General features: G+C 69.1%; 18 protein-coding genes. 6 read left to right on the forward strand and 12 right to left on the reverse strand.

All coding sequences use genetic code 11. From position 1 onward, the window contains the following. Positions 1–31 precede the first annotated feature (31 nt). The 3 genes from AC06G6_RS02730 to AC06G6_RS02740 are packed head-to-tail and all read left to right on the forward strand — an operon-like array spanning position 32 to position 3,273. Entirely contained in the window at positions 32–1,210 is a 1,179-nt protein-coding gene (locus AC06G6_RS02730; RefSeq protein WP_479826116.1) for a Gfo/Idh/MocA family protein, read from the forward strand. Then, positions 1,207–2,226, forward strand: coding sequence for a sugar phosphate isomerase/epimerase family protein (locus tag AC06G6_RS02735; protein ID WP_479826118.1), 1,020 nt, complete (start codon positions 1,207–1,209; stop codon positions 2,224–2,226). Before AC06G6_RS02730 ends, AC06G6_RS02735 begins: the two co-directional genes overlap by 4 nt. 6 nt (positions 2,227–2,232) lie before the next feature. Then, the gene (locus AC06G6_RS02740) at positions 2,233–3,273 is read left to right on the forward strand and encodes a Gfo/Idh/MocA family protein (protein WP_479826120.1); all 1,041 of its coding nucleotides are present in this window, start codon (positions 2,233–2,235) and stop codon (positions 3,271–3,273) included. Between the two features lie 4 nt (positions 3,274–3,277). Here the strand turns inward: AC06G6_RS02740 and tgt are convergent, their stop codons facing one another. The 5 genes from tgt to AC06G6_RS02765 all read right to left on the reverse strand — a co-directional run bounded on the left by tgt (position 3,278) and on the right by AC06G6_RS02765 (position 7,853). Further along, positions 3,278–4,576, reverse strand: coding sequence for a tRNA guanosine(34) transglycosylase Tgt (tgt, locus tag AC06G6_RS02745; protein ID WP_479826122.1), 1,299 nt, complete (start codon positions 4,574–4,576; stop codon positions 3,278–3,280). 33 nt (positions 4,577–4,609) lie between these two features. Beyond that, positions 4,610–5,335 (reverse strand): SRPBCC family protein, encoded by a 726-nt coding sequence (locus AC06G6_RS02750; RefSeq protein ID WP_479826124.1) that lies wholly within the window; start codon positions 5,333–5,335, stop codon positions 4,610–4,612. 48 nt (positions 5,336–5,383) lie between these two features. Next, on the reverse strand, positions 5,384–6,460 hold the full coding sequence (locus AC06G6_RS02755; RefSeq protein ID WP_479826126.1) for a DUF6707 family protein: 1,077 nt from the start codon (positions 6,458–6,460) through the stop codon (positions 5,384–5,386). An 81-nt stretch (positions 6,461–6,541) separates the two neighbouring features. Then, positions 6,542–7,081, reverse strand: coding sequence for an NUDIX hydrolase family protein (locus AC06G6_RS02760; protein ID WP_282378028.1), 540 nt, complete (start codon positions 7,079–7,081; stop codon positions 6,542–6,544). Positions 7,082–7,124: 43 nt separating this feature from the next. Continuing rightward, positions 7,125–7,853 carry a VOC family protein gene (locus tag AC06G6_RS02765; RefSeq protein ID WP_479826128.1) on the reverse strand — a complete coding sequence of 243 codons (729 nt, stop codon included), beginning with the start codon at positions 7,851–7,853 and terminating at the stop codon, positions 7,125–7,127. Positions 7,854–7,989: 136 nt separating this feature from the next. Here AC06G6_RS02765 and AC06G6_RS02770 point away from each other — a divergent pair, with 136 nt between their 5' ends. Then, on the forward strand, positions 7,990–8,589 hold the full coding sequence (locus AC06G6_RS02770; RefSeq protein WP_479826130.1) for a YdeI/OmpD-associated family protein: 600 nt from the start codon (positions 7,990–7,992) through the stop codon (positions 8,587–8,589). A gap of 30 nt (positions 8,590–8,619) precedes the next feature. Here the strand turns inward: AC06G6_RS02770 and AC06G6_RS02775 are convergent, their stop codons facing one another. The 5 genes from AC06G6_RS02775 to AC06G6_RS02795 all read right to left on the reverse strand — a co-directional run bounded on the left by AC06G6_RS02775 (position 8,620) and on the right by AC06G6_RS02795 (position 15,780). Beyond that, a complete protein-coding gene (locus tag AC06G6_RS02775) occupies positions 8,620–10,545 on the reverse strand; it encodes a glycogen debranching N-terminal domain-containing protein (RefSeq protein ID WP_479826132.1) in 1,926 nt (641 codons plus the stop codon). A 57-nt stretch (positions 10,546–10,602) separates the two neighbouring features. After that, positions 10,603–11,778, reverse strand: a complete 1,176-nt coding sequence (locus AC06G6_RS02780; RefSeq protein ID WP_479826134.1) for an ABC transporter ATP-binding protein — start codon at positions 11,776–11,778, stop codon at positions 10,603–10,605. Next, positions 11,775–13,367: an ABC transporter permease gene (locus AC06G6_RS02785; protein ID WP_479826136.1), complete on the reverse strand. Its 1,593-nt coding sequence runs from the start codon at positions 13,365–13,367 to the stop codon at positions 11,775–11,777. The genes AC06G6_RS02780 and AC06G6_RS02785 overlap by 4 nt, the downstream gene beginning before the upstream one ends. A gap of 4 nt (positions 13,368–13,371) precedes the next feature. Further along, a complete protein-coding gene (locus AC06G6_RS02790) occupies positions 13,372–14,427 on the reverse strand; it encodes an iron ABC transporter substrate-binding protein (RefSeq protein WP_479826138.1) in 1,056 nt (351 codons plus the stop codon). 165 nt (positions 14,428–14,592) lie between these two features. Then, complete coding sequence (locus AC06G6_RS02795) at positions 14,593–15,780, reverse strand: glycoside hydrolase family 76 protein (protein ID WP_479826140.1); 1,188 nt, start codon at positions 15,778–15,780, stop codon at positions 14,593–14,595. 139 nt (positions 15,781–15,919) lie between these two features. Between AC06G6_RS02795 and AC06G6_RS02800 the strand changes: the two genes are divergently transcribed. Together AC06G6_RS02800 and AC06G6_RS02805 are read left to right on the forward strand one after the other, a co-directional pair. Beyond that, a complete protein-coding gene (locus AC06G6_RS02800) occupies positions 15,920–16,750 on the forward strand; it encodes an SDR family NAD(P)-dependent oxidoreductase (protein ID WP_479826142.1) in 831 nt (276 codons plus the stop codon). Further along, on the forward strand, positions 16,747–17,973 hold the full coding sequence (locus tag AC06G6_RS02805; RefSeq protein WP_479826144.1) for an acyl-CoA dehydrogenase family protein: 1,227 nt from the start codon (positions 16,747–16,749) through the stop codon (positions 17,971–17,973). The genes AC06G6_RS02800 and AC06G6_RS02805 overlap by 4 nt, the downstream gene beginning before the upstream one ends. A 7-nt stretch (positions 17,974–17,980) precedes the next feature. Here AC06G6_RS02805 and AC06G6_RS02810 read toward each other — a convergent pair whose 3' ends face one another. Both AC06G6_RS02810 and AC06G6_RS02815 read right to left on the reverse strand, forming a co-directional pair. Beyond that, on the reverse strand, positions 17,981–18,814 hold the full coding sequence (locus AC06G6_RS02810) for a DUF1684 domain-containing protein (protein ID WP_479828515.1): 834 nt from the start codon (positions 18,812–18,814) through the stop codon (positions 17,981–17,983). 87 nt (positions 18,815–18,901) lie between these two features. Beyond that, positions 18,902–19,522, reverse strand: coding sequence for a TetR/AcrR family transcriptional regulator (locus tag AC06G6_RS02815; RefSeq protein ID WP_479826146.1), 621 nt, complete (start codon positions 19,520–19,522; stop codon positions 18,902–18,904). Positions 19,523–19,553 lie beyond the last annotated feature (31 nt).

The following is a 19,553-nucleotide window of genomic DNA, read 5'->3' on the forward strand; positions in this document are numbered from 1 at the left end:
GTGGCCTGGCCGAATTTCAAAGGAGAAATCGATGGCTGACAGTTTAGGAGTCGCCGTAATCGGCGCCGGCATGGCAGGCAAGGCCCACGCTGCCGCATACCGCACGGCGTCGGCACTCTACAGCCCGGTCCTTCCGCCCATCCGGCTGGTTTCCATCGGCGATGTGAACGCCGAGTTCGGCTCCCTGGCGGCGAAGCGTTTTGGTTACGAACGCAATGACACCTCATGGCAGGCGATCGCCGAGGCCGAGGACATCGATGTCGTCAGCGTCGTGATCGCCAACTCCCTCCACCGGGAAGTCGTGGAAGGACTGCTGGCGGCCGGGAAGCACGTGCTGTGTGAAAAGCCGCTCAGCGACTCAATCGAGGACGCCCGTGCCATGGCGGTGGCCGCCAACAACGCGAGCTCAATCGCCCGCATCGGGTTCACCTTCCGCCGCACGCCGGGCATCGCCTACATCCGCGACCTCATCCGGTCCGGTGTCCTGGGCAACGTCCTCCACTTCAGCGGGCGCTACTGGACCGACTACGGGTTCAGCCCCTCAGCCCCCATGAGCTGGCGCTACAAGGGCGGCCCCGGCTCGGGCGCGCTGGCCGACGTCGGAAGCCACCTGACGTACGTCGCCGAATTCCTCTGCGGCGACATCAAGTCCATCAGTGGAGGCCGACTCAGCACCGTGATCGGCAAGCGCCCACTGCCGCTCGGCGCCGTCATGGGCCATGACCACGCCGCGGTCAGCGACACCTTCGAGACCGTCGAAAACGACGACTACGCCGTCTTCTCCGCCGAATTCGAGAATGGTGCCGGCGGCTTCGAGGTCTCGCGCGTCGCGGCCGGGCACGCCAACAGCCTCATCTTCGAGGTCTTCTGCGAGAACGGCGCCGCGAGGTTCGACCAGCGCCGCCCCGCGGAGATCGAACTGTTCCTCAACGACGGACCGGCCAATGAAAACGGCTACCGCCAGGTCATCCTCGGCCCCGGACATCCCTACATCGCCGGTGGCCTGGCCATGGACGCGCCCAGCGTCGGCTTCGGCCAGAACGACGCCTTCGGCTACCAGGCCCGCGCATTCCTCGAGGAAGTCGCCGGCCTCAGCGAGGAATCCTCGCTGCCGCGCTGCGCCACCTTCGACGAGGGCGTGCGCAACATGGAACTCCTCGGTGCGGTCACCGAATCGGCGCTCAACAACGGAAAGAAAGTCACGCTATGAAACTCGGTGTCTACAACGCCATCCTCCACGACCGGCCCCTTCCCGAGGCCCTCAAGGTCATTGCCGACCTGGGGCTGACCGGCATCGAAATCAACACGGGAGGATTCCTGCCGGCCGTCCACGTCCCCAACATGGACCAGATCCTTGAAAGCGACGCGGCCCGCGATGACTACCTCGCCCTCTTCGAAGGGACCGGGGTCTCGATCGCCGGCCTGAACTGCAACGGCAACCCGCTGCACCCCAAGCGTGAGATCGGCGAGAAGCATGCCGAGGACATCCGCCGCTCCATCCGGCTGGCGCAGCGGCTGGGACAGGACCGCGTGGTGACCATGTCCGGCCTGCCCGGCGGGGAGCCCGGAGCCACCACGGTCAACTGGGTCGTCAACGCCTGGAACTCGGCGGCCCTGGACGTGCTCGACTACCAGTGGGGCATCGCGGCCGACTTCTGGAAGGAAACCGACCGGCTCGCGGCCGACCACGGTGTGAAGGTGGCCCTCGAGCTGCACCCGCAGAACGTCGTGTTCAACACCGCCGATGTCCGCAAGCTCATCGAGCTCACCGGCGCGACCCACGTCGGCGTCGAGCTGGACGCCTCGCACCTCTTCTGGCAGCAGATGGATCCGGTCGCGGTGATCCGTGAACTCGGCCCGCTGGTCTTCCAGGCGGCGGCAAAGGACGTGCGCATTAACACCGGGAACGCCGCGCTCTACGGTGTCCTCGACAACAGCTTCCGCCGGCTCTCCCCAGAGGAAAACCGCACCAATCTCGGCGGCGACGAATGGGCGAACGAATGGCCCAAGGACTCGGCGTGGGACTTCGTGGCCCTAGGGCGCGGGCACGACACCGCGTACTGGACCGAGTTCCTGCGCGCGCTGTACGAGGTGGACCCGGACATGCTCGTCAACATCGAGCACGAGGACGTGTCCCTGGGCCGGATCGAGGGCCTGCAGGTGGCGGCCAAGGTCCTGCGCGACGCCGACGCGGCGCTCTCGGCATCGCTGCACCTCACGAACTGACCGCGAGTGCGAATCGGAATTGTCGGCTACGGAGCCGGCGGCAGGTACTTCCATGCCCCCTTCATCGAGGCGGCCGACGGCGTCGAACTCGCCGGAGTAGTAGCCCGTTCGCCGGACAAGCGCGCGGCGGCCGCCGCGGATTATCCCGGCCTTCCGGTCTACGGGAGCCTGGCGGAGATGCTCGACGCCGGGGTGGACGCCGTCACCATCACGACGCCCCTGCACACACGCCGCGAACTGGTGCTCGAGGCCGTCGCGGCCGGCGTCCACGTCGTGGCGGACAAACCGTTCGCCCCCGATGCCGCCTCTGCCCGGGAGCTTGCCGACGCCGCCCAACGGGCGGGCGTGGTCCTGAACGTCTACCACAACCGCCGCCGCGACGCGGATATCCTCACCCTCGCCGGGGTCATCGCCTCGGGTGACTTCGGGGAGGTGTGGCGGGTTCACTCGATCATGGACCAGGACGGTGCCGCCACCCTTGAGACCGGTGCCGCGGGCGGACTCCTGCGCGACCTGGGCAGCCACCTCGTGGATCAGATGCTGTGGCTGTTGGGCCCGGCAACCCACGTCTACGGGACCCTCGACTGGACCGACCGATTCGGCGCGACCACGGACTGCGGCTTTTTCGTGACCCTGACCCACGAGTCCGGAGTCGTCTCGACGGTTTCGGCCAGCAAACTCAACCACTCCACCACGCGTGAACTGCGCGCCTACGGCAGCAATGGCAGCTACCTTGCCTCGGGCGCCGACGTCCAGGCCGAGGCCCTGGCCGCCGGCCGCCGCCCGGCCTTGGAGCCGGACACCTGGGGGATCGACGTGCCAGAAAACTGGGGGACCCTGGCGGTACCCGGCGGCCGCTCCCAGGTCGCCTCCAAACAGGGCAACTACGCCGGGTTCTACACCGAGTTCGCCCGGGCGGTCCGCGCCGGGGGACCCGGACCCGTGCCGGCCGCCGAAGGCGTGCGGACCTTGGAGGTCCTCGACGCCGCCCGGCGCAGCGCGCTGGAGAACAGGGTCGTGGAGCTGGGTAGCGCCCGGGCGGCGTGAGGTCCTAGGAGTAGTACTGCCCCAGGGTCTCGGCCTTGAACTCGAAGAAGTTGCCGGCCTCGATGGCGAGACGGGCGTCGTCGACCATTTTCACCACGAAGCGCTCGTTGTGGATCGAGATCAGTGTGGCGGAGACCATTTCCTTGGCCTTGAACAGGTGGTGGATGTAGGCCCGGGAGTAGTTCAGGCAGGCGTAGCAGTCGCAGCCTTCCTGCAGCGGGCCGAAGTCGCGCTTGTACATGGCGCCGGAGAGGTTGTACCGGCCGGTGGGGTGATAGAACGCCGAATTCCTGGCGACCCGGGTCGGGGAGACACAGTCGAAGGTGTCCGCGCCGTTCTCGATCGCGGTGAAGATGTCGTCCGGCTCGGAGATGCCGAGGAGGTGCCGGGGCTTGTTCTCCGGCAGTTCCTCGTTGCACCAGCGCACAATCGTGCCCAGATTCTCCTTCTCCAGTGCCCCGCCGATGCCGAAGCCGTCGAAGTTCATCGCACCGAGGTCGCGGCAGGCCTTGCGGCGCAGATCCTCGTACTGGGCGCCCTGGATGACCCCGAAGAGCGCCTGGTAGGGCTTGCCGGCACGCTCGGACGTGAGCCGGAAGTGTTCGGTGATGCAGCGCTCGGCCCAGCGCCGGGTGCGCTCCAGGGATTCCTCCTGGTAGCCGCGGGAGTTCTGCAGGGTGGTGAGCTCGTCGAACGCGAACATGATGTCCGCGCCGATCTGATGCTGGACGTTCATGGAGATTTCGGGGCTGAAACGGTGCCGGTCGCCGTTGAGGTGGCTCTTGAACCACACGCCTTCCTCGTCCACATGGGCCAGGCGTTCCTTGCCGGGGGCGACGGCGTCGTCGGGTCCGGAATTGTCGACCGACTTCATGTCGATGACCTTCTTGAACCCCGAACCCAGGCTCATCACCTGGAACCCGCCGGAGTCCGTGAACGTGGGCCCGTGCCAGTTCATAAAGGCACCCAGCCCCCCGGCCTCATCCAGGATGTCCGCGCCCGGCTGCAGGTACAGGTGGTAGGCGTTGGCCAGCACGGCCTGGGCACCCAGCTCGGCGACCGACTCCGGGAGAACCGACTTCACCGTGGCCTTGGTGCCGACCGCGATGAACGCCGGGGTCTGGATCTCGCCGTGCGGCGTGGTGATGGTGCCGGTCCGGCCGAGGAACTCCCCGCCGTTCGCGCTGACCTGGGCCGCCGACGGCGAGCAGCTTTCGGTCAGGCGTTTGCCCACGCGGAAGGAAAACTCCGACTGCTGGGCCGGCAGGAGCGGTGGCACGGGTGTTTCAGGATTGGCTGGCACCGTTCAAGTGTGCCAGCTAACAGCCGTCAACCCTTAGTGCAGCGGATCGGATGTGGGGTAGTTCTCAGCCCGCCACTTGTCCCAGTAGTTGCGGATGGACTCCAGCTGGTGCGCCCCGAGGTCATACGTGGAGACGATGACCAGGGCTCCGCCCTGGGGACGGATGTCCTTGATGACCGGCTGGTCCGCCACGATCACCAGGCCCTCACCGTGTTCCGCGTAGTGGTGGACCGTGAGCCCCACCTGGTGGTTGCTGCGGAACCAGACCTTGCCGGAGACTTCCTCACCCGTGGCCAGGGTGAGCGAGTACGGCTCGCCGGGCTTGGGGATGTCGGACAGGCCCAGCTTCTCGATCGCGGACCCTTCATTCCCGGGGACAGAGAAGAAGAAGGTCCGGCGCTTGCCGTGCGGATGCCGTTCGAGGGCGAAACGGAGCTGCTGGATGAAGGTCAGCCAGCCCTGCGTGATGTCCTCGTCCCAAGCGGCCCACTCGGAATTGTGGTCCACCGCGGCCCGCGTGACACTGACTTCCGTGCCGCCCGGGACCGGTTTCAAGGTGAACACGTCCCCGCCGTCGACCACCAGGGACGTGTGGTCGGCGCCTTCGATGACATTGGGGCTGAAGTAGATCGCATTGATCTCGGCCGCCTGGTCGTCGGCTTCCCAGCCGTGCCACTGGGCTACCTTGGCGGGCTCGCGCAGCATCGTCCAAACCTGCTGCGCGTCAGAGTTGATCACAACGCTCAGATTGTTCGTCATGGGGTGAATCTACAACGCCCGGCCGGAAGGGGGTAGGGGGAAAATGCCTCAGGAACGGACGGACTCGAGTTCGTTGCCGATCCGGCGGTCCAGCTCCGGGGCGCCGATGGTTTCCGAGCCGCCGTGGGCGCGCAGGAAGAGCAGCGCCTCGAGCCGCAGGAGCCGCCACTCGCGTTCCGCATCCGGGTTCGAGTTGTCCATCGAGCGGAAGATTTCCTTGTCGTACAGGTTCGGTTCGTTGAGCGAGCGCTGGCGGACCTTGGCGTTGATCCGGGCCTTGAACGGGTCCGTTTCCATGGCATCGGGGGCGCGCAGGAACTTCTCGTAGACAGCGGCGCGTTCCTCCTGGCCGAGCTGGCGGCAGATGTAGCTGGACAGGGCGAGGGAGGCCTCCACCGAAGCCCATCGGCCGCGGTTGCCGTCGAAGGGCAGCACATTGAGCAGATCCGCGACGGCGAGGGCGCTTTCGGCGTCCTTGAGGATGATGAAAAGCTCCTGCGCGAGGTCGCTGAGGTCCTTGAGGCAGCTGCCGGACTTCGTGTTGATGCCCTTGGCCAGCCGTTCACTGAGCAGCAGCACCCCCGCCGAATTCGGGTGGGCCTCGGCCACAGCCTGCACCACGGACTCCGGCGTGCCCTCAAGGGCCGGGATCAGCGCCAGGTCCTCTTCGCTGGGGCCGCTCGCCACCGGCGGAACGGGCGGCAGCGGAGGAACTACGACGGCGGGCGCGGCGGCTTCCCCGGCCCGGCCCTGCCCGCCCGCGTCGCCCTGGACGCCGGCCGGGAGGCTGCCGGCGACACTGTCCTGGCCGCCGGCCGCATCGGTGGCCGCAACGGCAGCCGGTTCGTGGGACGGCAGCGGGGAGCCGGCATCCGCGAGGGTGGGTTCCTCAGTACCGGCGGCGGCGCCGGCGATCAGGACGGTGGAGGACGCCGCGATCCGGAGTCCGCCGCCTCCCGTGAGGGTCGCCAGGACCATGGCAGGGGTGCCGAAATCGTCGGTTTCGACGTCAACGCGCAGGATTTCGGCGGAGCGGTTGCCGTCGGGCAAGAGCAGATGATCGCCGCTCTGCAGAAATCCAGCCTGCTGTTCGATGTAGTTCGGGGCGGCCGGGGGGTGGGTCATTGCAGTCCTTAAATTCTTTTGCGGTCCGCCCAACAGTCTACAAAGGCGCGCGCCGGAAGTCGGGGACGCAGCCGCCGTCGGTCAGTTCCCGACGCCGGCGAAGGCCAGCGCCTGGCGGATCAGGGCGCCGCGGCCGCCGCTGAATTCCAGCTGGACATCCGAGCTCATGACTTCCTGCGGGGTCATCCAGGTCAGTTCCAGCGCGTCCTGCCGCGGCGAGCAGTCGCCGGTGACCGGGATGATGTACGCCAGGGCGACGGCGTGCTGGCGGTCGTCGGTGAATCCGGTGTGGGATGGGGACGGGAAGTATTCGGCCACCGTGAACGGCACCGGGCTGATCGGCAGCTGGGGGAAGGCCAGCGGGCCGAGGTCCTTCTCCATGTGGCGCAGCAGGGCCGCGCGGATGGTCTCGCGGTACAGGACCCGGCCGGACACCAGGGAGCGGACCATCGTGCCGTCCTCGTCGGCCTGCAGGAGCGTGCCCACCTCGTTCACAAACCCGAGCGGATCCAGCCGGACCGGGACGGCCTCGACGTAGACCATGGGCAGCCGTCCGCGCGCCTCGAACAAATCTTCGTCGGAGAGCCAGCCGGGGTTCGGGTCAGGAGTGCGAACGTTCATGGTTAAGTTCTACCCCATCCCTGCGGCTGGGGCGTGGTCCCACTCACCCCGCGGACGGCGCCGCGGAAATCCAGAGTGGCGGGTGGGCGGCGGTGCCGTCGGCATCGGGGTTGGCCACGTGCAGGGTGGGGATGGCGGCTTCCTCGATGACGGCGGCCTCGTTCCCGGCCTCGTTCAGACGCTCGCGGAGTGCGGCCAGGTCGCCGGCGTATTCGAAGCCCAGACCGGCAATCCCGGTTCCGGAGCCTGCTCCGACCATCAGGATCCCGCCGTTCTTCGCCATGAAGGCCTCGGATTCGGCGGTGTTCATGTCGGCGTTGCCGCCGCCTCCGCTGCCCGGCAGCGGGCGGGGCTGGGCGCCGATGTCTCGCAGGGTCCGGGCCGCCGCCACGGCGTCCTCGGAGAACCAGACCCCGACGACGGCGATGCCCGGGTCCGCTTCCGCCGATCCGCCCCAGCTGCCGTCCGTGGCGCGGGTGGCCGGGTCGGCGAGGAAGCTGAAGCCGTCCGCGGCCGTGATGCGGCAGGACTGGCCGTGCTCCGCGTCGAAGAGTTCCGCGGTGGTGCCACCTTCTGCCGCCCCGGCCTCCTTGGTCCGCCGCGCGAATTCCTTCAGGTCGCCGACCTCGACGCCGAGGGATGTGGTGCCGTCCTGGGCCGAGCCCTGCTCGACAAAATGGAGGGCGAGCCGGCCGAGCCGGCGTCGAACTCCCGCCAGGTGGGCTCGTCGACGGTCTTGACCATGCCAAGTCCGGTGAGCAGCCGCTCCCATTCATCAAGGCGGGAGGTGAAGTGGATCGGGCGGACACGCAGCATCTTTGCTCCTCAGGGTCGTGACGGTTTTCGGCTCTCAGGGATATAGTCCCACCAAATCGGTGTCCGTGGTCAGTGCGGAGCAGAATGGTGCCATGGCTGGTGAACTTGAGGAACTGCTGGTGAAGGATGCCGCCGAGTGGCGCGCGTGGCTGGAGCGCCACCATGCGGAGAGCCCCGGTGTGTGGCTGGTGCTGCACAAGAAAGGCGGCTCGGTGACGGAGCTGGACTACGAGGCCGCCCTGCAGGAGGCCCTGTGCTTCGGCTGGATCGACGGCCAGGGCCGGCGGCGCGATGAGGCGAGCTCGTTCCAGCGGATGACCCGCCGGGGCCCGAAGAGTATGTGGTCGGCCCGGAATGTGGAGCGGATCGGTCGCCTCGAGGCCGCCGGGAGGATGGCGCCTGCCGGCCGCGCCGCCGTCGAGAGCGCCAAGGCGGACGGCCGCTGGGAAGCCGCGTACTCCGGCGCGGCGACGGCGGAAGTGCCCGAGGACCTGGCCGCGGCCATCGCCGCAGAGCCCCGGGCGCAGGCGATGTTCGATGTCCTGACGTCGGTGAACAGGTTCGCCCTGATTTACCGGACCAACGCCGTCAAGCAGGCCGCCACGAGGGCCCGGAAGATCGCGGGATTCGTCGAGATGCTCGCCCGTTACGAAACGCCCTACCCGCAGAACAAGCGGCCGCCGGCCCCCTGACCGGCCAGGCCCCTGCCCTCCGGTCTGTCCTTAGAACCCGACGCCCATGGCCTGGGCAACCACCACGGCGGACGCCGAGGACCACGCCTGAGGATGGCACGACGCCGGATAGGGCACCGCGAGGCCGGACTCCTCGGCACTAATGCCGGCGAACAGTTCGGGGAGGCGGTGTCCGAAGGAGCCGGACGCGGCCAGCAGGCCCTCGGCGATGGTCCGGGCTTCGGCGAGGAATCCCTCGGCGACCAGCCCCCGGACCGCGATCGCGGTGTCGTGGCTCCAGACCGAACCGCAGTGGTAGCTGAACGGCCAGAAACCGGCGGCGCGCCGGGAAAGCGTGTGCACCCCGTAACCGGAGAACAGCTCGGGGCTGAGCAGCCGGTCCGCCACCAGCCGGGCCTCCGATGCGTCCAGGATTCCGGTGCCGAGCAGGTGCCCCATGTTGGAACCCGGGATGTCCAGCGGCTCGCCGTGCCCGTCGAGGGCCATCGCGGGGAAGGGGCCGTCGTCGTCCTCGACCCAGAAGCGCTCGCGGAAGTTCTGTTGCAGCACCTCGGCAAAGTCCCGCAGCGCCTGGGCGCCGGGCTCGCCGTAGGCGTCAAAGAGATCGGCGGTGTCCACGGCGGCCTGGTAGGCGTAGCCCTGCACCTCGGAGAGCGCGATCGGGCCGTCGGCCTGCCGGCCGTCGCGGAACTGCATGGCGTCCCCGGAGTCCTTCCAGCCCTGGTTGCTGAGCCCGTGGCCGGTGGCGTCCTGGTAGCTGAGGAACCCGCCGTTCGTGGTTCCGAGCGCACCGGCGGCGCCCATCAGCCATTCCACCGCCCGGGCCGCATTGGGCAGCAGCGAACGGACCGCGGCGTCGTCCAGGCCGGCCTGGCCGAGCTCCGCCAGCAGGCACAGCCACAGCGGGGTGGAATCCACGGCGCCGTAGTAGACCGGGGGCAGGCGCAGGCCCTGGCTCTCCAGGACGAGTTCCTTGGCCCGGAGTTCGTGCAGGATCTTGCCGGGTTCCTCGGCGGCACCCGGATCGTTCTTCGTGCCCTGGAACGCCGCCAGGGCGCGCAGTGTGCCGGCGGCGAGCCCGGCATCGAGCGGCAGGAGCAGGCGTGCGGCCCAGAGTGAATCGCGGCCGAACAGGGTGAAGTACCAGGGCGCCCCGGCGGCGGCGAACGGCGCGTCCGGCAGGGCCCGGGTGGCCAGGCGGAGGCCGGCGAGCTCGTCGAGCGCATTGTCCAGCAGCAGGCCCAGGGCGCCGGACGGTTCGGCGCGGACCCGGCGCGAGGCGGGCGGCGGGGCTGCCACCACGGCGTCCTCGCTGTCGGCCAGGACGGCCTGCCATTCCACCTCGAACGGGCGGCCGCGTCCTGCCTTGCCGCGCCAGAGGAGCCGTTCGCCGGACACGACGCTGCCGGGGGCGGCGACGGTCAGGGTCCGGGCGCCGTCGCGCCAGCGCAGCGTGGAATCGTCCGCGGAGAACGGTGCGGAGGGCTCCCGGAAGCGGCTGAGCCGGATGGCTGCCATGTCGGTGAAGTCCGCGGCGAGCTGGATTTCAATTTCCACGTCGAGCGCCTCGAGGGAGGTGCTCAGCTGGAGGGAGTGCCGGACGACGCCGGGCGTGACCGTCCAGGTCTGGAGAAGTTCGACGGCGGGGTCCTCGGTGGGTCCCGGGATGCCGCGGACCAGACCCCGCACGCGCATTACACCGCCGGCCTCGGCCTCCACCGTGGCGGGCTCCGGTTCCAGGCCGTTCACCCGCACCTCGGCCCGGGACAGCATCCGGGTGTCCCCGTGCAGCAGGCCGGTGAACCAGCCGCCGCCCGCGGCGCCGGAGGAGCCGGCGGCGTCGGCGGCGTCGGCGGAGCCGTGGCCGCTGGCGAGCCGCCCGTCGGCGTCGAGCCACAGCTGGGTGGGGGCGGCAACGGAGCAGTGCTGGCGGTGGAGCGCTGGCTGAACAGTCATGCGCCCCACCCTATGCCGGGAGCCGGACCGGCTCAACGACGGGCCGGCCCGCGGCGGTTACGCCGGGGGCAGGTCTTCCATCGGGAAGGCCACCGCTTCGCCGACGACACGGAGGCACAGTTCGGTGCCCGGGCGGGCGATCGAGGCGTTCCAGTGCCGGATGGTGATGATTTCGCCGCCGCCGGGGTAGCGGTGATCCGCCACGGCCCCTTCGGCGAGGACCGGAGGGACGGCGAGCTTGAGCCGCACGGTGGTTTCGGGCCCGAAGTAATCGGTGTCCACCACAACGCCGCGGATGGGCCCGTCCTCGGCGATCCGGATCTGTTCCGGCCGGAGCATGAGCTGGACCCGCCCCTGCGCCGGGGGCCGGCGCACCGGGATGCCGCCCAGGGAACAGGTGGCGAGGGAGCCTTCCATCCAGGCGTCGAGGATGACGGCGTCGCCCAGGAATTCCGCGGTGGCGCGGTCCGCGGGGCGCGTGTAGACGATGAACGGGTTGCCGATCTGCGCGAGCCGTCCGCCGCGCATCACCGCGACCTGGTCCGCAAACGACAGCGCCTCGCCCTGGTCATGGGTGACCAGGATGGTGGTGACACCGGCGTCCTGGAGGACCTTGCCCACCGCGCGGCGGGTCGCCACGCGCAGGCCCGCGTCCAGGGCGGAGAACGGCTCGTCCAGCAGCATCAGTTCCGGCTCGCGGGCGAGGGCGCGGGCGAGGGCCACCCGCTGCTGCTGCCCGCCGGAGAGCTCGTGCGGGCGCCGCTTGGCCATGGCGGCGTCCAGGGAAACCATCTCCAGCAGCTCCGCGACGCGGGCCTTCACGCCGCGGTGCCCGCCGGGGAGCTTGCCGGCGTCGAGGCCGAAGGAGATGTTCTGCCCGACGCTCAAATGCGGGAACAGCGCGCCGTCCTGCGCCACATAACCCACGTGGCGCTTGTGCGCGGGCACCCAGACGCCGTCGCCGGCCACCTTGGCGCCGTTGAGCAGGATGCTGCCGGTGTCCGGGTGCTCAAACCCGGCGATCAGCCGCAGCAGCGTGGTCTTGCCGGAACCGGAGGGCCCCACGATCGCGGTTGTGCCGCCTTTGGCCACCGACAGGTTGACACCCATGAGGACGGCCTGCGAGCCGAAGTTCTTGGTGACGGCGTTGATTTCCAGGTGGTTGTTGGTGCTGGTGGCCACGGAGGCGGCGACCCGCGGTTGCGGGAGCCGGGAAGGGCTGTACTGGGTCACTGTCCCGCTGCTTTCTTGGACTGCTGGAAGAGGAGGTAGGTCATCGGCGCCGAAATCAGGATCATGAGCAGGGCGTACGGGGCGGCGCCGGCGTAGTCGATTTCGCTGCTTTTGCTCCAGAACTCGGTGGCGAGCGTGGTGGTGCCGTTGGGGGAGAGCAGCAGCGTCGCGGTCAGTTCGTTCACGATTGCCAGGAACACCAGCGCGGCGCCGCCCGCGGCGGCCGGGGCGGTGAGCCGCAGGGTGACCCGGAGGAAGGCCAGCAGCGGCGGCTTGCCGAGCGCCTGGGCGGCCTCGTCGAGTTCCTTCGGCGCCTGGGACAGGCCGGAACGGATGTTGACCAGGGCGCGCGGCAGGAACAGCAGCACGTAGGCCGCGATCAGCAGCGCGGAGGTCTGGTAGAGGCTGGGTGCCGCCTTGATGCTGACGGTCACGAAGGCCAGGCCCACCACGATGCCGGGCATGGAGCTGGTGATGTAGTTGGACAGCTCCAGGGCCTTGCTGAACCAGCTGGGGTGCCGCACGGCCAGGTACGCCATCGGGAACGCCACGACGGTGGTGGCCAGGGCGCCGGCGAGGCCGTACACCAGGGTCTGCAGCAGGGCCGGCAGGAACTCGTCGGCGGCCCAGATGTCCGGGCCGCCGGCGATGATCCAGCGCAGCACGAAGGTCAGCGGCAGACCGAAGGCCAGCGCCGTGAGCGCGGTGAGGAACAGCTGGGCCGGGAGCTGGTAGGCGTGCAGCGGAAGGCGCAGGGCGCGGGCCTGGGCGCCGGAGCCGATCTTGGCGTACCGGGCGCTGCCGCGGCTGCGCACCTCAACCAGCAGCAGGATCAGGCACAGGAACACGAGCACACTGGCCAGCATGTTCCCGGCGGTGCCGTTGAAGGTGGACTGGTACTGCACCATGATCGCGGTGGTGAAGGTGTCGAACCGGATCATCGCGAAGGCGCCGTATTCGGCCAGCAGGTGCAGGGAGACGAGCAGCGCCCCGCCGGTCATCGCGACGCGCAGCTGCGGCAGCACCACACGGAAGAAGGTGCGCCACGAGCCGAGGCCCAGGGACGCGGCGGACTGCTCGATGGCAGGGTCCAGCCGGCTGAGCGTGGCGGCGGCGGGGATGTAGACGAGCGGGAAATAGGACAGCGTGGCGATCAGCACGCCGGACCACAGGCCCTCGAGCGACGGGACCGCGGAGACCCAGGCGTAGCTGTTGACGAAGGCGGGGATGGCCAGCGGGGCCGCGAGCAGCACGGCCCACCATTTGTGCCCCCTGAGCTGGGTGCGTTCCACCAGCCAGGCGCCGCCCACACCGAGGATCAGGCACAGCGGCACGGTGGCCAGCATCAGCAGCACGGTGTTGAGCAGCAGCTCGCCGACGCGGGCCCGGAAGATCAGGTCCACGGCGGTGTCCCAGCCGGTGGCGGCCGTCATGACGATGACGTAGCCCAGCGGTATCAGTGCGAACAGGGCGATCAGGACCGCCAGCACGGAAACAATGGAAACGCCGAAAGGCGGGCGGGGGCGCTTGCCCCTGCCCGCCGTCGTCGTGCCCCCGGGTGTTCCGGGAGCCGCCAGCTTGGTTGTCACGTGGTTAGAGCAGTCCTGCCTTGGTCATCAGCTCGGAGACCTTCTCGGAATTCAGCTTGGCCGGGTCCACCGTCGGTGCCTGAAGTTCCGCCAGCGGGACGAGCTTTTCGTTGGCCGGGACGTCGGAGGCGATGGCGTACTCGAAGGAGGTGCCCTTCTGCAGGACTTCCTGGCCCTTCTTGCCGGTGATGAACTTGACGAAGGCCTGGGCCGCCGCCGCGTTCTTCGAGGAATTCAGCACGCCGCCGCCGGAGACGGACACGAACGCGCCCGGGTCCTGGTTCTTGAAGTAGTACGGGGTGACGTTCTTGGAGTTCTCGCCGGTCTTGGCCTGGTCGCCGTAGTAGTAGTAGTGGTAGATCAGGGCGGCGTCGACCTCACCGGCGTTGACGGCCTTCATGGCCGTGCTGTTGCCCTTGTAGGCCTTGGAGTTCGCCTTCATGCCCTGGAGCCATTCCTCGGTGGCGGCTTCGCCCTTGAGTTCCAGCAGGGCGGAGACGATCGCCTGGAAGTCGGCACCGGACGGCGAGGCCGCCCACTTGCCCTGCCACTCCGGCTTGGCCAGGTCCAGCATGGACGTGGGCAGCTGGTCTTCGGTCAGCTTGGTCTTGTCATACACCAGCACGGTGGAGCGGGCCGCGATGCCGGTCCATTTGTTGGTGGAGGGACGGAATTCGGCAGGCACCTGGTCGATGGTGGCCTTGTCGACCTCGGCGAAGAGGCCGGCGTTTTCCACCTGGGCCATGGCCGGGGAGTTTTCGGTGAGGAAGACATCGGCCGGGGAAGCCTGGCCTTCCTGGATGATCTGGTTGGACATCTCGGTGTCCGAGCCCTGCCGCATGGTGACCTTGACGCCGGTTTCCGCGGTGAACGCGTCCACCCATTCCTTGGTCAGGGACTCGTGCTGGGCGTTGTAGACCGTGATCTCACCGGAGATCTTCCCGTCAGCGGCGGCGCTGCTGCTGGGGGCGGTGGAGGCGCCGGAGCCGCAGGCGGCCAGGCCGAGAGTGGCGGTGGCGGCAAGTGCGATACCTGCCAGCGCGTTCTTGCGGATCTTCATGGGGCTGCTTTCTGGAGGAAGGTCGTAGGAACCCTAGCCCCCTGTGAGCGGGGGAAGTTAGGGCATGCTCACTACGAAAAACTGTAGGTTAGCCAAACCTAAGCAACCAAGCTGAGGGCGTCTTAAGTGATGAGGATCACATCAATTACGAAACTATTGCGTGACTTAATTCCCGGCGGCGATGGCGGCGGCGGCTTCCAGTACCATCCAGGCCTGCAGCTGGGTGGAGAGTTCGACGGCGGCGCCCGCCGGGTAGGTCTGCGCCGCCGGCAGCTCGGGGCGGGCGGAGAACACGATCCGGCCGCCGTTGCGGGCGAGCGGGTCCCCGGCCGGCAGCAGGCGGCGGCCCTCCCAGAAGGCGTCGGCCGTGTTGGTGACGAGCGCCGCGGCCGTCGCCCGGGTCGCGGCCGGGAGCCGCTGGTCGACCGCGGCGAGGGCCAGGTACCGGGCGAGGATGCCGGTGAACAGGCCGCCGTCGCCGCTGCCCTCGCAGCGCAGCACCGAGGCGCCGCGTCCCGCCGGGGGTCCGGGGAGGGTGAGGCTGCGCGCCACCGACGCCACGAGGGAGGCGGCGCGGGCCAGGTTGGCTGCGCCGCCGAGCTCCAGCAGTGCGCCCAGGACCGGGCCCTGGTTATAGGTGTAGATGGCGCTTTCCAGCAGCACGTCGCCGCCCGGGGTGATCCGCAGGCCGTCCCGGTACAGGCCCTGTTCGGGGTCGAAAAGCCGGGCGTCCAGCCAGTCCAGCAGGGCCTGCGCCCTGGCCGCCTCGCCGGTGCGCGCGTAGTAGAGGGCCACCGGTGCCGTGGCCGGCGTGTTCTTGAAATCCCGTTTCTTGCTCCAGAAGGTGCCGCCCCCGAGGTCGTCCGTGGACGCGGAATGGAACTGCAGGGTCAGGCTCTGCAGGACCCTGGCATTGCGGCGGCGTCCGGCCTTGGTGCGGCTGTCCCTGGCGAGGTGCTCCAGCCGCAGCGTGGACAGCGCCAGCCAGGCCATGTCGTCGTAGTAGTTGTTGACGACGGTGAGGAAGTTGCGGAGCCGGATCCCGGTGACCAGCCGGGAGGCGAGCCGGCCGGCGCTGGGCCGGTCCGCGCCGTCGAACCGCGCCCCGGGCCGCCCGCCCGTGCCGAGTTCGCGGCGCCCGGTGTCCACCAGGCAGTCCACGTAGTGCGCCTGCCACCAGTAGTGCCAGGGCCGGGCCAGGTTCTTGAGCCGGCCCGAGGGCCGGACGATCGCGGCGATGTGGGTTCCCGGCAGGAAGAAGAGCCGCTGCCCGAACAGCCTGGTCACCGAGCGGGCCGCTTCATTGGCCCGGAAAGACCGGTCGGGGGAGGTGGAAATGTCGGCCGGGGTCATGGGCCCAGCCTAGTAGCGGCAGGGTGAAGGTGCGGAAAGCCCGCATTCCAGTTAACATTCACTAACTAATGTTCGCGGTAAATGCGTGACGCTGCCCACAGTGTCGCGGCGGGCTCGGGTTCCACATCAAGGAGGATGCATGGACATCAAAGGTACTGTTGCGCTGATTACGGGCGGGGCCTCCGGTCTGGGTGCCGCGACGGCGCGTCGCCTGTTCGACGCCGGCGCCTCGGTGGTCCTGGTGGACCTGCCGGGCTCCGCCGGCGCCGCCTTCGCCGCCGAGCTGAACGCCCGGGGCAACGAGGGTGCGGCCCCCGAGGCCGGCAGCCCGATGCGGCCCGGGAACCGGGCGGTCTTCGTGCCCGCCGACGTCACCAGCGAGGAAGAGATTCAGGCCGCCGTCGACGCCGCCGTCGCCCTCGGTCCGCTGCGGATCGTGGTCAACTGTGCCGGCATCGCCACGCCCGGGAAGGTGCTGGGCCGGGAGGGCGTGCTGCCGCTGGAGAGCTTCAACCGCGTCATCCAGATCAACCTCGTGGGCACATTCAACGTCATCCGCCTGGCGGCGGCCGCGATGGCGGCCACCGAGCCGGCCGTGACCGAGCTCGGCGGGCCGGAGCGGGGCGTCATCATCAACACCGCCTCCGTCGCCGCGTTCGACGGCCAGATCGGCCAGCCGGCCTATGCCGCCTCCAAGGGTGCGGTGCACGCGATGACACTGCCGATCGCCCGCGAACTGGCGCGCTCGCTGGTCCGGGTGGTCACCATCGCGCCGGGCATCTTCGAGACGCCCATGATGGCCGGGCTGCCGCAGGAAGCCCAGGACTCCCTCGGCCAGCAGGTGCCGCACCCGTCCCGGCTGGGCCGGCCGGCCGAGTACGCACACCTCGCCGCGCACATCGTGGAGAACGCCATGCTCAACGGCGAGACCATCCGCCTCGACGGCGCCATTCGGATGGGGCCGAAATGATGCCCGCCGGGATCGCCACTTCGCCCGCCCCCGCTGAATCGGTCGCGGGGCTGCCGACCGCCGATTTCTTCGACTTCGAGTCGATGCTCAACGCCGGTGAGCAGGCAAAGCTGGCAGAACTGCGGGTGTTCCTGGCCCGCGAGGTGGCTCCCTTCGCCGGCGAGTGGTGGAACAAGGCCGAGTTCCCCGCGCACATCCTGCCCAAGCTCGCGGCCCTGGAGCTCAGCGCCCCGGCCCAGCGCGGCTACAGCAACCTGTTTGCCGGGCTGGTCATTGCCGAGATGACCCGGGTGGACACCTCGCTGGCGACGTTCTTCCTGGTCCACCACGACCTCTTCGTCGAATCGCTCTACGGCTTCGGCTCCGAGGAGCAAAAGGCGCGCCTGCTCGAGGACGCCGCCAGCCTCCGGACCACCGGCGCGTTCGCGCTGACCGAACCCGAGCACGGCTCCGACGTGGCCGGGGGCATGGAGACCGTCGCCCGGCGCGTTCCCGGCGGGGCGCCCGACGGCGGCGACAGCTGGGTGCTCAACGGCGCCAAGCGCTGGATCGGCAACGGGACGTTCTGCGACTACATGCTGGTGTGGGCACGCGACGAGGCCGACGGCGGCATCCGCGGCTTCATCGTGGACGCCACCCTGCCCGGGGTGAGCCGGAGCCGGATCGAGAACAAGATCGCGCTGCGCACGGTGCAGAACGCGGACATCGTCTTCAAGGACGTGCAGGTGGCCGAGTCCGACCGCTTCGCCGGGATCAACAGCTTCGAGGACACCAACGAACTGCTGCGCGGCTCGCGGATCATGGTCGCCTGGCAGGGTGTGGGCCAGCAGCTGGCGGCGTTCGACGTCGCCCGGCAGTACGCCGTCGAACGCCGGCAGTTCGGGCGGCCGCTGGCGAAATTCCAGCTGGTCCAGCAGCAGCTGGTCACGATGCTCGGCAACGCCGTGGCGAGCATGGGCATGATGGTCCGGATCGCGCAGCTGCAGGACCAAGGCGCCGCGGACATGGCGCAGGTGGCGCTGGCGAAGTCCTACGTCAGCGCCCGGATGCGGGAGACCGTGGGGATGGGCCGGTCCCTGCTGGGCGGCAACGGCATCGTCACCGACTATCGGATGGCCAAGATCTTCGCCGACGCGGAGGCGATCTACACCTACGAGGGCTCGTTCGAGATCAACACGCTGATCGTGGGCCGGGCCGTGACCGGGGTGTCCGCGATCGTCTAGACGAGATCTAGAACAGTGCGGGCTCTTTCTCGCCCGCCTCGATCCGGTAGTCCAGGCTGTTGTTTTTCACCGGCATGGGGCAGGTGCCGTACGGGGTGAAGGCGCTCGGGTAGTTGATCGCCCGGTTGAAGTCCAGGACCACGGTGCGGTTTCCCTGCGGGTCGACGCGCGGCCGGGCCGTGGAGACCTTCCGCCACTCGTCGGTTGATTCTCCGTTGGTCTCGTCATGGAACGTGACCGTCAGCGCGCCGAGCTTTTCCTCTTCGGCCTGCAGGTGGAACTCGTGGTCCTTGCCGGGGAGCCGGAACACCAGTTCGCCGACGGAGCGGTGGACCCCGTCGACCAGCGGGTTGGCGGTGCCGATCGGGACGTCCACCGGCTCCGGATAGGGGTGGAAGGTGGCCTCGATCACCAGATCCGGCCGGTAGTCAAAGGTGGGAACGCCGTCGAACTCCGTGAACACCGGCGACTCCGAATCCCGGGTGCGCACCGCGTACTTGTCGGCGCGCCTGGCGAGTTCCGCCACGACCCGCCGGCCGTCCGCGCCGCCGTACTGGACCCACAGCAGCGACTCCTCATTGGCCAGCGCCGCGCTGATCGTGCCGTCCACGGGCTCGCCGGTCTTCACGAGGGTCAGTCCCTCGGCCGCCGCGGCGGTGAGGAACGCCGTTGTGCCGTCCGTGGACCAGAGTCCGGGGACGAGTTCCACCTCAGCCGGCCGGTCCTCCAGCCACTGGAAGGAGGTTAGGGTCAGCCAGCCGTACTCGCTGGCCAGGGCCGTGTTGCGGCTGTTCCGGAAGCGCTGCCAGCGGGCGAGCTGGGCGTCGGGGTCGGGTTTCATGGTGTTCACGGGTTCCTCCCGAGGTATCAGTGCAACTGGCTGGCAGCAGGGGCCGTTTTGAGCCTCCAGAACGGCTCCTGCTGCGAGTCAGTTGGGGGTTGTCGGAGTTCTGAGGCTTGCGGACACAAGTTGTGCCGCGGTGTGGCGCGCGGCGGTGGCCGCCGCCGGATCGGCGTCGAGCACACCGCTGGCCAGGCCGCCGTCGAGGACCAGGGTCAGGCTGCGGGCGAGCTGGTCAGGATCCGGGGCGCCGGCCCGGACGGCCAGGTCCCGGATCCAGGCCCTGATGTGCTCCTTGTGCGCCACCGTCCGTGCGTGGACGCGGGTTCCGGAGGCGGACTCGGCGGCGGCATTGATGAAGGCGCAGCCGCGGTAGCCATCGCGGCGGCAGGCGCTGGCCAGGGCGTCGAACAGCCCCACCAACTGGGCCGCGGGATCGGGTCCTGCGGCTTCCGCCGCAGCGTGGAGCTGCCCGGTCCAGACCCCGTCGACCTTCTCCAGGTAGGCCAGGATCAGGTCATCCTTGGCCGGGAAGTACTTGTAGAACGTGGCCTTCGCGACGCCGGACTCGGCGATGATCGTATCGATGCCGGCGGCCCGAAGCCCCTGGGCGTAGAAAAGCCGGAAGGCCGTGGCCAGGATCTTGTCCCTGGCCTGCCCGGCCGGCGTGCGGACGGCCTGTGGTGCGGCGGCTGCTGGCGGCGTCATGGCTCCATGGTACCCAGACAAGTCTGTCTAG

Source organism: Arthrobacter sp. CJL-S3 (genome assembly GCF_056711635.1).